The sequence below is a fragment of the Dyadobacter crusticola DSM 16708 genome (genome assembly GCF_000701505.1).
GTDB classification, from domain to species: Bacteria; Bacteroidota; Bacteroidia; order Cytophagales; family Spirosomataceae; genus Dyadobacter; species Dyadobacter crusticola.
Genome location: NZ_KL370786.1, coordinates 228,046 through 240,658, shown reverse-complemented (window position 1 = coordinate 240,658; position 12,613 = coordinate 228,046). Strand labels below are relative to the sequence as shown.

The window sequence follows — 12,613 nt, the reverse complement described above, 5'->3', positions numbered from 1 at the left end:
AAAGCCGGTTATTCGCCTTTTGCAACAACCATAATCACCGATTCCTTGTCAATCACCACAGCCCCTTCCGGCAGCCCTTTTGGCTTTCTTACATACTTTTTCGGCGTGTAGATCACGGGACAAAGCGAGTCATTTTTACGCTTTGAATAGAATGCGGCCAGCTCAGCGGCACGCTCAATCACAGGTGCCGGGAAAGTTTTGCCAGGCTGGTTTTTGACAACCACATGCGAGCCGGTTACGTCCTTTGCATGCAGCCAAAGATCTTCTTTTGAAGCAAATTGCTTGGTCAGCACATCATTGTTCTTCGCATTCCGGCCGACCAAAATAGTGTAACCCATGAATTCAATGCGTTTGAACAACTCACTCACGGGCACCTCGGTTTTCTTACTATCGAGTTGATTGGTTTTGATATAAGTCCTTAACTCCCTCAACGAATCGATCTCTACTATATTTTCGAGATGCACGCTCAACTCGGCCCGCTCCTTCTCCCGGAATGCGAGGCTGTCGTTGAGCCGGCCAATTTCTATCTTTTCATTTTTAGCTTTTCGATAGTAGTTCTCAGCGTTTTTTTGGGCTGAAAGTTCCTTTTTGAGTTTAATCCGAATCGGGGCTTCCCGGTAAAAGTCAAAAAGCTCCACAACCTCTGCGCGTTCCGGGATCGTGTGCAGATTGGCCATGATAATATTCCCGATCTCATCATTCTTGACCGCACTTTCCAGTTCTACCAACTTCTGGAATGTATTTTCAAGATAGTTATCCGTCTGCTGAATGCGTTTGCGGAGTACCCTGATCCATTCAGCCCTCTCCCTTTCCAGTCCGCTCAGACGGATATAGGTAATGTAAAAAGCATTCAGGGCTTCAATCGGGTCGGTAAATTGCTGGATCAGCTCGCCTGTTTCAAGAAGCGAAAGCGCTGGTTCTCCGTCCACTTTTACCAAGAAGAACTGAGAAGAATTGAGTTGTTGCAGCGTATCCTGGATCCTTTCCCAGCGTGACTCGGGTGCTTCAATCCCATTCGATTTCTCAGTTAGATATGCATTAACCAATTTCCCGAAGGTTGGAAATAAAGGCTTGTGATCCAGTTCATTTCTGATGTATGCAGGGAAAGACTGGTCTATTTGCCGGTCCAGTGCATTTATGTTCAGTGCTTTATCTGCGGCGAGCTTATTATTAAAAAGCTGCATTACATTTCCTGAACTATCAAATGAAATCAGGTTCGATCGATTACCAAACATTTTGAAAACCAGAGCATTCCCTTCTGCAAACCGGATTTCAAAGGCTCTTTCATTTTTGAAAACACGTACGTGATCTATTTTCTTTGATTTAAAATCAGTAAAAAGATTGACACTATTCTTACGGGCACGATCGAACTTATCGGGAAAGCTGAGGCAGGCAAAGCGGGAAGTAAGTGTGGCTTTGATGAAAAACGGGGTTAATAGGGTCTCCTCTTCATCGCTTGCTGCAAATACGAGGATCAGCTCGTCCTTTTCCTGACTGAATGCTTCAATAAAGTATTTTCCCGCCAGTTCCTGATGAAGCCTGGCGGCGAGTTGTTTTAGAAAGTAATAATTCTGATGCACGGTATTTTTTCAGTGAGGGGGTAAAAGTAGGGAATAACGGGAGGAAAGGAAGAATGGAGGAACGGGAAGAAGGGTTTAAAGTTTCCCTTTTAATTCCTCCATTTTAAGGGTATGAACTTTTGGAAACTCGATTTTAGTCAATGCGCCGAAATGCCTATCGTGCGTGATGATGTAATCTGCCTGACAAGCAATAGCACAATCTACAAACTTGTTGTCGTCCTGATCTTTAATTAGGCTCCATTTGTAATAGGGAGTGACCGGGATGCCGTTTGGGAGGTTAAGAAGAAGTTCTATCACATTCGTCGCAAGCGTAGGAGAATAAAAATTGCCTAGTACCTCCTCATATTCTTCCAAAATGTCATTGGTAATCCCAAACTGGAATTTGCCACTTTTCATTTCGTCGAAGAGCCAGCGCGAGTTAGATTGCCTGGGAATGCTGACCAGAAGGCAGTTGGTGTCGATTACAAGGATCAAGAAGCTCGATATTCAGTGCGTTTGTGAGATTTCAATGCTTCGTCGAGTTTCTGTTGTGATAAATCCTTTTCTTCCCACAGCCGGTCCATTTCCTCGTCAATCTGCTTTGCAAAATAGTCGGAAAGCAGCTGCTTAATTTCCTGCTCTTGTTTTGCGTTCAGCTGCTTCTCGAACATTCGTAGCATAAACAGCTGCATCTCGTTCAGTTTTGTCGCCTGTTCCATTTTACAGATCTTTAATGGTTCTACAACTTAACAATGATTTTTGAAAGAAATGTTCTTAGGTACAGGCAATTATTTAAAGGGAGAATGGAGGACGGAGGAAAGGGAGGAAGTAAGACGGTTGATAGACACATCAGAATCCTTCCTCCATCCTCCCCTTCTTCCCTTTTCTACCTTTAAAAAAAAGAGAAGCTCCCCGGAACCGGAGAGCTTCTTCCATAATACTACTACACTTAAAATTTAATGCACTGCTGATGTGTCCACTTTTGCTTTGCCGCTTTTGGTCCAGAGTACAAATGGAACGCAGATCAGAAATAGAACTCCCAGGTATAGGAAAACATCCATATAAGACATTACCTGCGCCTGTTTTGATACCGTAAAATCAAGGATCTTATAGCCGCTTTTCAGGGCAACATCGGATGTCATTCCTTTGGCTATAAACGAATGCTGCAAGCCTTCGACCCGCTGTTGCACGGCCGGATTGTTAATGTCCAGCTTGCTCACCAGATCATTCCGGTGCAGCATATTCTGGCGGGCGATAAAGGTGGTGATCACCGCCACCCCGAATGAACCGCCAAGCTGGCGCATCATTCCTGTAAAAGCGGCGCCTTCGCCAATTTCACGACCTTTCAATGTCGACAATGCAAGTGTTGTGATCGGAACAAACAATAATCCCAGTCCGATCCCGCGAACGATCAGCATATTGAAGAATGCATCTGAGCCGGTATCCGGAGTGAGGATCAGGTATCCCCAATAACTATATATGAAAAAGAAAATCATCCCGATCGCGACAAGATACTGCTGCTTTACGCCGCGCTGCAAGAGCTGTCCAACTACCGGCATCATCATCGCTGTTACGACAGCCGCAGGTACCATCAGCATCCCGGATTGCGTGGCTGTCCAGCCCAGCGTAGCCTGCGTATAAAGCGGGATAATGAACGTAGATCCGTACAATCCAAATCCTAGAATGAACGACAGGATAGTTCCCACTCTCAGGTTTCCATTCGACAACACCCGCAGGTTTACGATCGGGTTTTTATAGGTAAGCTCGCGCCAGATGAAGAAGAAGAATGCGAAAACAGTGGTAATGGATAAAATCAGGATAATCTCATCGTTAAACCAGTCTTCCTCCTGCCCTTTTTCCAAAACATACTGCAAAGAACCCACTGCTACTGCCAGGAAGATAATCCCCCACCAGTCTATTTCGCTGCTGCTTTTCTTCTCGGCATAGCGCGGACTTCTCACATATTGCAGCGTCAGCATTGCTGCTACGATACCAAGCGGGATATTGATGTAAAAAATGTATGGCCAGCTGTAATTATCAACAATATAACCTCCCAGCGGCGGACCTAATGTAGGTCCCACGATCACACCTAAACCATAGATAGCCTGCGCAATGCCGCGTTTCTCGGGTGGATAGCTTTCTGTGATCAGTGTTTGTGCAGTTACCAGCAATGCGCCACCGCCGAATCCCTGGATCAACCTGAAAAACACCAGCTCCCAGATGTTGTTTGCATTACCGCAGAGAAATGATGCGACCGTAAAGATGATAATGGACGCTGCAAAGTAGTTCCTCCTGCCAAACTGCTGCGAAAGCCAGCTTGTCATCGGTACGATAATCACATTACCGACTGCGTAGGCGGTAATTACCCAGCTCACTTCGGACAATGTACCGCCGAGGTTACCACGCATGTCGTTCAGGGCCACGTTGACGATCGTCGTGTCAACGATTTCCAGGAGTGCACACAGCACCGCGGTAATGGTGATAATCACCCTTCTATACCCGTATTCTACGAGCGATTCCTGTAATTCCATCCTGATTGATGTTCAAGATTATCGATTAAATACCTTAGTCCAGCTCAACGTCCACGAACACGTTCATGCCCGGGCGCAGTTGAGAAATCAGCTTGTCGTCAGCTTTTGCAAATTCAATGCGGACCGGCAGACGCTGCACTACCTTCACGAAGTTACCACTCGCATTATCAGGAGGAAGCAAGGCAAAGCGGGCGCCGGTAGCCGGCGAGAACGAAGCGACTTTGGCTTCAAATTCATGCTCGGGATAAGCGTCCACATGCACGAGCACTCGCTGTCCGAGCTTCATTTTAGTCAGCTGTGTTTCCTTGAAGTTGGCTACAACCCAGGGTTCGTCAGTTGAAATAATGCTGAATAATGACTGACCAGCTTGCAGATACTGTCCGACCTGTGCATTCACTTTTGAGACCCGGCCGGCGGTAGGCGCGGTAATAACAGTGTATGAAAGGTTCAATTCGGCAGTTGCGATCTCAGCCTGCCGTGCTTTGATGTTTGCATTGGCTACCGCAGTTTGTCTGGAAGTCGCGCTGGTTTGTTTGCCGGCAGCTCTCGCCTGCCGTTCCGCTGCGTTTTTCTGTGCTACAAGTACTGCAAGCTGACGTTCTGCTCTCTGTTTGGTTGCAGAAGCTTGCTCAAATTCCTGCTGCGTGATGGAGTGGTCTTTGATCAGGTTTTCATAGCGCGCATAATCCTGATTAGCTCTCCAAACATTAACTTTGGCTTCTTCAATCTGCGCCTCTACGATAGAAACATTGGCTTCGTAAGTAATGCCACTTGCCGCAGATGCGCTCGTTGTTGCATTTGCTACCACCAGGCTACCTTCCGACCCGGCCAATGCAGCTTTCGCCTGTTCCAGTCTGATCAGCTGATCGCGGTTATCGAGTACAATCAACGTATCGCCTTTTTTAACTTCCTGATTGTCTTTAACCTTAATCTCTGTCACATATCCCGATATTCTCGGGATAACCGGACTGATGTTCGCATCAACCTGCGCGTCATCGGTTTCTTCATGGTGCAATCCGTGGTTATACTTGGTAAATCCCCAGGTACCGCCGGCAATAATCAATACTGCCAGAATAATAATAAAGCGGTTGCTCTTCTTTTTTGGTGTGGTTTCTTCGGTTTCCATTATTTTAATTTTGAATGAGTGAATGATCCGCCGTGGAACGGGGAATGATTGAATGACTGAATGACTGAATATTAAAATGAGTGAATGAGCGAGTTAGTGAATGAGTGAATAGATATTGGACAACGTCGAACAACCCCAAACAACAAATGACCCAATAACTTCCTTCCTCCCTTTCCTCCTTCCTCCCTTTCCTCCTCCTACTGTATTACTCCCGCCGTTTGTTCGAGGCGCTTGAATGCTACTATCGCATCAGCTTTGGCAGCTTCGTAGTTGATTTGGGATTGAACCTGTGCTACGTCTGCGTCGAGGAGTTCGGTGGTGGTTACCAGGCTGTTGTCGTATTTATTTTTTGTAATCCGGTAATTTTCACTCGCCTGCTCTACTGCTTTTGCATACACATCTATTTTTCTTTTGCTCAAAACATAGTTGTAATAAGCAGTGTTGACTTCCAGGTGAATGCGGTCGAGGAGTATCTCTTCGTTTGTCCGCAGCTGGTAAGCGTGGGTGCGGGCCTGGGCAATTTTCGAGCCGGATTTCCAGAGCGAAGCCACATCGTACCTGATGCCAATCCCCGCATTGACTGCATTGGGTATCACAGCTACTCCCGGAATGTTAAGTGCGACATAGCCGGCTGTCAGAGCTACACTCGGATAAAAATCGGATTTGGCTCCCTTAATGTCGATGTTGGCCGCTTTCTGGCGAATGCTGTTAGCCGCAATGTCTTTTCGATTTGTCAAAGCCTTTTGTTCCCAATCTCCCACATTACCTTCTTCCTGCAACTGAATAAAGCTGGCTGAATCCGCAAGCAGCGGCGTATTTTCAGGTAAGCCCAGCAGCAGGTCCATATTGATCGTGGTTACTTTAAGATCATTTTCGGCGTCCAGCAGGGTCAGCTCCACATTGGATTCCTGCAATTTGGCTTTCATGAGGTCATTTCTGGCCAGCATTCCGTTTTTCTCGCGGTTAGTAAATTCCTCCACCCGCTGACGTTCTCTCAGCAAGTTCTCAGCAACCAGATCGACCGATTTTTTTGCTTTATAAAGGTTACTGTATGCGGCGATCGTGTTCTGAATCACTGCCTCCCGGTCGCCTTCTGCATCCAGCTTGGCGGCTTCTTCGAGGTAATGCGCAGATTGAAGCCCGTATTTGAACTTAAATCCCGAGAACAGCGGCAATGCGGCACTCGCCATTCCATACATTACCTGGTGTACTTCCGGCGTAGCTGATCCCGACGCTGTACTGTCGCTGGTGCTTGGCCTGAATTTCAGGTTGATGTTCGGCGTATTTACCCGCAGGTAAGAGCCCGAAATACTCAGACTTGGCAGTTGATTTTCCTTGATCTGGCGGATGCTCAGGCCGGCAAGGTCCACATTGGTCTGACTTAATTTAAGCTGCTTGCTGTTTTTCAGGCTCATTTCAATGGCCTCTTCCAGGGTGATTGTGCGTGCAGTCTGAGCAAATGCCTGGCTATTTGATGCTAGCCAAAACACGCCGGCCGCCAGCCAAATCATTCTCCTAATTTTGATGGTGGTGTTCATTAGTTACTGTCGATTTAAATAAACTTTTTAGGTGCTGGCTCAATTTGCCTTTGAGGTAATTCAAAAATTCCGCCTGGTCCATGTGTTCCAGGTTGTTGATCTTTTTATAAAAATCCTGAGAGGCAATCGCGTAGTTAACTGTCCCATAAAGAGTTGTTGTCATGAGGCTCATGTCAATATCGTCGCGGAAAACGCCAGCTGCCTGACCTTCCCGGATCAGCTGTTGCATAAGCTCGATATTCCGCATTTTCAGATTCATAATGTGCTCTGAAATGGTCGCATTCCGATCCGAAGAAAGGGTTTCCCGCATCATGATGTTGTGAAAGCACTGGTTTCCCGTAAGTCGGTCAATCACACTGTCTATCAACAAGTTGATCTTCTGCATTGGAACCAGTTCCGCATTGGTGATCAGCGTTTCCAGCCTTGACCGCGATTCGCTCATCCGGAGTTGAAACAGCGCTTCGATCAACTTTTCCTTAGAGCCAAAGTAGTAGGAGATCATCGACACATTCACGTCCGCCTCCTGGGCAATATCTCTCACCGAAGTACCCGCAAACCCCTTCTTTGCAAACAGCCGCTCGGCCACCTCTATAATCTGTATTTGTTTAGCGTTGTATTCCATTTGTTTTGGTTGATCGGCAAGTTTTTTGTTGTCCAGCTCGCCAACAGCATTGCAAATTTACCTGATCAGAAAACAAAATTCAAACGATCGTTTGATAAATTCAAACGATCGTTTGAATCGTTTCATCATTTATTGATTTAATACCATTAAAATTTTTTAATGCTGAGATTAAAAGCAGGCAACTTATTGCTCTTATCTGATGTCATCACCTGGTATTTAATACATAGACTCACCCGTTCCTTTTTGTTCGTTCCCGCCTATGAAGCCATATTTTACCGGCAAATTTCTGCTGATTATTTTGCTTTCTTTTTTAACTGAAGTCCTTCTGGCACAGCAACTTCCGCAAGCCTGTGGAACAAATGATTCACTTTCCGAAGCGAGGCTCAAAAAATATGCATCTCTGACGGACCTAACCCGCACGCGGACCTCGGCTGGTGAGAGACTGGAATATCGCCTGGGCATTGATATCAATTATGCCACTTTTCAAATCTATAATGGGGACAAAGAGAAGCTGATCAAGGAGGCAAACCGCTTTGTACAGGCGGGTTCAGACATTTTTGAGCGCGAGATTAACGTGAAGCTGACGGTTAGCTACATTCACATCTGGGACAAGCCGGAGCCTTATGTATTTATCAATGATTTCGATTATTTCATAAAGGTGCTCGACTACTGGACAGCAAACCGTTTTGAAGAGCGCGATGCCGTAGTAGGCTTTTCTTGCCGCAGCGGATGGTTTTATGGAGGTTACCGCATGTGTACCTCTAATTTCCCTGCTCCCGACAATGCTTATATAGATGTTGACCTGCTCAGCCATGAACTCGGGCACACCCTGGGGTCGCCGCATACGCACAGCTGTTTTTGGCCGGGCGGTCCCATTGACCGTTGTACCAATCTGGAAGGCGCTACCAGCGAGTGTCAGGATGGTTATACCGAGTCGGTGAATGGATCAATTATGTCTTATTGCCGCAGCGTGCTCAGCTTTCATCCGCTCTGCCGGAACCTGATGCGTGACTATGCGGAAGGTAAAATAGAGCCGTCTTTTAAACTCGGCGCATTCACAGAGCAGCCCAGTGCTCCATCTGATCTTATACTGCGCGACCGAGATGCGAATGCAACCACAACTACCCCGTCATTTTCTTGGAAAGCGGCCTTCCGCGCCGATCGTTATCGTTTTCAAATTGCCAGGGATCAATCATTTACTCAGATCGCAGAAGATACGCTGGTCAGACAATCCCATTTTCAGTCAAGCGGACAAAGCGAAGGCAGTTATTTTGCAAGATACCGGGCAGAAAACGATGTCAAAGCAAATGAATGGTCGCAGCCTGTGCGCTTCACAATCGTTCCATTTACCTCCAACTCTCTTCCTCCGCTCCTTTTCGACGCCAAAATAACGAGCGGCAGAAATCTCACCGGCTATTTTTATGCGTTTGCAGGCATTACTCATTACGAGGTGGAAGTCACTGACTTCAATGCAAGGGAGAGTTTCAGCCGCTTGTATGAAACCCGCGCAGGCGCGCTGCAATCGTTTTCAATTCTACACCAATTTGAGTGGTACAAGCCGTTTTACCTCCGCCTGAGAGTGCAGAAGAATAATATCTGGAGTGACTGGTCGGTCATTTACAACCTTTCACAATCCTGGACGAATACATTCAGCTCAGGTAATCAGGTTACGAAAATGTCGAGCACACCCATGCTGACTACTACGCTCATGAAAGGCACCCTTCATCCCGGCCCGATTTCAGGTTATCTGGAAGTAGCAACGGACAACAAGTTCAGTAACATCGTACTCCGCGACTCCACCGTGTCTAATGCGCTCAACAGCTGGTATTCGACGAAAATGCTTTACCGACCTGTTTTGCAGGAGAACGCATCCTATTATGTTCGTTCAAGATTGAAATGGGCTCCAAAATCGTACACTGAATGGGAGGATCTGAAAGTGAATACCGGATTTCAGGATCGCGCTTTGACTATTTGGGCGTTATATCAACCAACTTGCAGGACCCGGCGTATACATCTATTTTCAAAAACAGGTTTGTAAAAACTGCAGACAAACTATATGTAGCAACCATTTCAGCGGGCTACTATGCAACCGATAATCTGAAAGACTGGGCTACATATATATCATCGACTACAAATGGCAAGAGTCCGAATGGTCTCTTATACTTCGGGGTCGCGAAAAATGGCACCGTTTACATGATGGATCAGGGCAATAATTTGGTTGTGAAAACAGGAGATACTTACCAAACCTATTATCAGCCTGAGAAATTTTATGCTAACACCAACTGCCCGTTGGTGGTTACAGAAAACAGCGGGATCTTTTTTGTGACCGGAGACAAAGGTATCGGTCGTTTTCATGAAGGAAGCTGGTATTTCTACACACGAAACACCTTCTCTACGGGTCGGATTATGGCGATAGCAAGCGACCCCGACGATCAGATTTGGGCTATTACTGACCAGGGTAATGTTTGGGAGTTTTCCAACAACAACTGGTTCCAGCATTCATACATTCCGGAGGCATACCTTGTTTCAGGGTTGGTTTTTGATCAAAATAAGGTGGCAACTGCCTATGGCGAATTTGGAATAAAGCAGTTTAGTCCAGCCAGCAATAATTGGGAACAAATTCAGTCAATCCCGCAATCTGTCCGGAAGGTTGTTTTCGATAAAGATAACCGCCTCTGGGCTGCCGCATTTAGCTTTTGGGACAACAGCAACATCCAACAGAGCCTGATCAGTTACAAGGACGGAAAAGCGAATATTTATTCGGACGGGTTCGAGATGCTACGCGAAAATTTTGACATTGAAATCTTCAACGACAAATTGCTCATTCTCACAGGTGGCAGCGAACTGCATACCTTTGAGGAGAATAAAATCCAGCGCTTTGATCCTAAAACAGGTTACTGTACTGGTGAAAATGTTGCCGTTACGATTACTTCCAATTCTACTTTTTCGAAAACCAAGAAAGCTACCATTGCGATCAGAGATACGGAGAAGGGTACTATTACAAGCATGCCTGCTCAGATGGAAAATGGGATGATCAGTTTTCAATTACCCGAGACAATGGAAAAAGGCACTTATGCCCTGAAAACCATTTTTGATTATCCAGCCATTGAAAGTAACGAGAGTAAAAGTTTTCAGGTACAACCGCCAGCCACAATTGATGTGAAAGCGGAAAAAAGTGGTATGTTCAAAACCGTATTGAAAGTCACAGAAGGCGCGGATCAAAATTATCAGTGGCAACTGAATGGAGCAGATATTCCGGGTGCAACCGGCCCTGCTTTGACGGTGTCGGAAAGTGGCGAATACCGCGTGCTGATTTCAAATCAGGGAGGTTGCTTGTCAAGATCGGCAATTATACCTGTCACGCTCGATAAGCTAAGCGAGATTACCTTATTACAGAATAACCCGAATCCGGCCGGATCTTCTACCGACATTTCGTTCTACCTGCCCGCTCAGACAGATGTGGCGCTTGATTTGTTTAATCTGCGGGGGCAAAAGATAATGCAGCTTCACAAAGGCGATTTGGGTCCGGGCTGGCACTTCGCGTCGGTGAATGCATCCAGTTTGCCAAATGGCATCTACGTGTACAGATTGAAAGCGGGAAACACGGAAAAGGCGTTGAAAATGACAAAATAACTGATCATTTAACGCGGCTGGGGTTTTCACTGACAAATGCACCCCAACCGCCTTTTTTCGCCTTCTTTGACGATCCGCTTGCGGCTGCAGCAGGTGAATTGGCGTGGTACTGGTGGCAAATCGCGATCGCAATGCCGTCGGTAGCATCCATAAACTCCCTACTGAGCTCCATTTTCAGGATCTTTTCGAGCATGTAAGCTACCTGTTCTTTGGAGGCGCTTCCGCTGCCGGTAACCGACTGCTTTACTTTCTTAGGCGAATATTCAACGATAGGTATGTTCCGCGCGAGCGCCGCGGCCATCGCCACGCCCTGGGCCCGACCGAGTTTCAGCATTGACTGCGCGTTTTTGCCATAAAAAGGATCTTCAATCGCCATTTCATCGGGCAGGTAATCCTCGATCAGCTGGGTAATGCGCTCAAAGATTTTCTTCAACTTCAACTCGTGCGTGCTATATTTGCTCAAATGAATCACACCGTACTGAACGAGGGTAATCTGCTGATTTTTGACAGAAATCACACCGTAACCCATTACCTGAGTACCGGGATCCACACCAATTATTATCTTCTCGGGAGCTTCGGGCTGCTGCAATTTTATCATGGTGCAAGATAACGAACTCTCCCCTCCCAAAGAAAGAACCAGCCGCTTAAACCTCCTCTGGGGCGTCAAGCTGATCGTGACTTTTCTCATCCTGAGCTACATATACAAGACCTTCCAAAATGAGCAAAAAGGCGCCGGGGACGTGGGTCAGGTGCTAAGTAATGCGTGGAATACCTCCAATCTGGGCTTGATTGCATTGATACTGGTCCTGGTACCTGTCAACTGGGCGTTGGAAAGTTTAAAATGGCGCACGCTGGCGCAGAAAGTACTTCCAATTACGTTCCGCGAAGCCTTTCGCGGCACACTTACCGGGCTCGCAGTAGGAGTTGCAGCGCCGGCTCAGCTGGGAGATACTATCGGCAGGATTGCGTCACTGAAATCGGATAAGCGGCTGGAAGCTATCGGCGCTGCATTGGTTTCGAATGGAATCCAGTTCAGTGTGTCCGTGGCAGCAGGCGCTGTGGGCTGGTTTCTGTTGAAAGATCAGCTGCTCATTCCGCAGCCTACCAAGACGATGGTAACCGGGCTCATTGTGACAATTTTCATTTTGAGCATTCTGTTAGTCTGGTTCAGAAAACAGCTTACCGACTGGCACCCTGCCAGACCTTTTTTCCAAAAAATACATTCGTATCTCAGGATCATAGGAGCTTATTCAGCGTCCGAATTGCTCTGGGCCTCTTTGTACGGTACACTGCGCTACTGTGTTTTTCTGAGCCAGTTTGTACTCGCGCTATCGCTGTTCGACCTTTCCGTAGCATTGTCCGACCTGACTGCCTGTGTTTCGTTGATCTTTTTGGCTAAGACGCTCATTCCTGCCATCAATGTACTGGGAGATTTGGGTCTGCGGGAATTTACTGCATTGGTTGTATTTGCATCTTACAACCCGCCGCCGGAAAAGATCATCGCGGCAACATTCATGGTCTGGATCGTCAATGTACTCGGACCGATCCTGATCGGCATTTATCTGATTTGGAAGTACAAATGGAGGCAGAGCGCTTAAACCTTG

At 46.8% G+C, this 12,613-nt stretch carries 11 protein-coding genes; 3 read left to right on the top strand and 8 right to left on the bottom strand.

The window, feature by feature from the left end; genetic code table 11:
* Positions 1–8: 8 nt before the first annotated feature.
* From Q369_RS0123060 to Q369_RS0123025, 7 genes are all read right to left on the bottom strand, one after another.
* Complete coding sequence (locus Q369_RS0123060; protein ID WP_031530086.1) at positions 9–1,580, bottom strand: NFACT RNA binding domain-containing protein; 1,572 nt, start codon at positions 1,578–1,580, stop codon at positions 9–11.
* A 75-nt stretch (positions 1,581–1,655) separates the two neighbouring features.
* The gene (locus Q369_RS0123055) at positions 1,656–2,054 is read right to left on the bottom strand and encodes a putative toxin-antitoxin system toxin component, PIN family (protein WP_035333774.1); all 399 of its coding nucleotides are present in this window, start codon (positions 2,052–2,054) and stop codon (positions 1,656–1,658) included.
* Positions 2,051–2,278, bottom strand: a complete 228-nt coding sequence (locus Q369_RS0123050) for a DUF8507 family protein (protein ID WP_031530084.1) — start codon at positions 2,276–2,278, stop codon at positions 2,051–2,053. Before Q369_RS0123050 ends, Q369_RS0123055 begins: the two co-directional genes overlap by 4 nt.
* Before the next feature lie 237 nt (positions 2,279–2,515).
* Positions 2,516–4,090 carry a DHA2 family efflux MFS transporter permease subunit gene (locus Q369_RS0123040; RefSeq protein WP_031530083.1) on the bottom strand — a complete coding sequence of 525 codons (1,575 nt, stop codon included), beginning with the start codon at positions 4,088–4,090 and terminating at the stop codon, positions 2,516–2,518.
* 34 nt (positions 4,091–4,124) lie between these two features.
* Entirely contained in the window at positions 4,125–5,216 is a 1,092-nt protein-coding gene (locus tag Q369_RS0123035) for an HlyD family secretion protein (RefSeq protein ID WP_031530082.1), read from the bottom strand.
* A 197-nt stretch (positions 5,217–5,413) separates the two neighbouring features.
* Entirely contained in the window at positions 5,414–6,754 is a 1,341-nt protein-coding gene (locus Q369_RS0123030; RefSeq protein ID WP_031530081.1) for a TolC family protein, read from the bottom strand.
* A complete protein-coding gene (locus Q369_RS0123025; protein ID WP_031530080.1) occupies positions 6,732–7,376 on the bottom strand; it encodes a TetR/AcrR family transcriptional regulator in 645 nt (214 codons plus the stop codon). Before Q369_RS0123025 ends, Q369_RS0123030 begins: the two co-directional genes overlap by 23 nt.
* A 259-nt stretch (positions 7,377–7,635) precedes the next feature.
* Here Q369_RS0123025 and Q369_RS0123020 point away from each other — a divergent pair, with 259 nt between their 5' ends.
* Both Q369_RS0123020 and Q369_RS0123015 read left to right on the top strand, forming a co-directional pair.
* On the top strand, positions 7,636–9,414 hold the full coding sequence (locus Q369_RS0123020; protein ID WP_031530079.1) for a M12 family metallo-peptidase: 1,779 nt from the start codon (positions 7,636–7,638) through the stop codon (positions 9,412–9,414).
* Positions 9,297–11,009, top strand: a complete 1,713-nt coding sequence (locus tag Q369_RS0123015; RefSeq protein ID WP_084165830.1) for a T9SS type A sorting domain-containing protein — start codon at positions 9,297–9,299, stop codon at positions 11,007–11,009. The genes Q369_RS0123020 and Q369_RS0123015 overlap by 118 nt, the downstream gene beginning before the upstream one ends.
* Before the next feature lie 4 nt (positions 11,010–11,013).
* Here the strand turns inward: Q369_RS0123015 and ruvC are convergent, their stop codons facing one another.
* Positions 11,014–11,607, bottom strand: a complete 594-nt coding sequence (gene ruvC / locus Q369_RS0123010; RefSeq protein ID WP_031530077.1) for a crossover junction endodeoxyribonuclease RuvC — start codon at positions 11,605–11,607, stop codon at positions 11,014–11,016.
* Between ruvC and Q369_RS0123005 the strand changes: the two genes are divergently transcribed.
* The gene (locus tag Q369_RS0123005; protein WP_031530076.1) at positions 11,606–12,607 is read left to right on the top strand and encodes a lysylphosphatidylglycerol synthase transmembrane domain-containing protein; all 1,002 of its coding nucleotides are present in this window, start codon (positions 11,606–11,608) and stop codon (positions 12,605–12,607) included. The two genes, ruvC and Q369_RS0123005, sit on opposite strands and share 2 nt — an antisense overlap.
* The last annotated feature ends 6 nt before the right edge of the window (positions 12,608–12,613 follow it).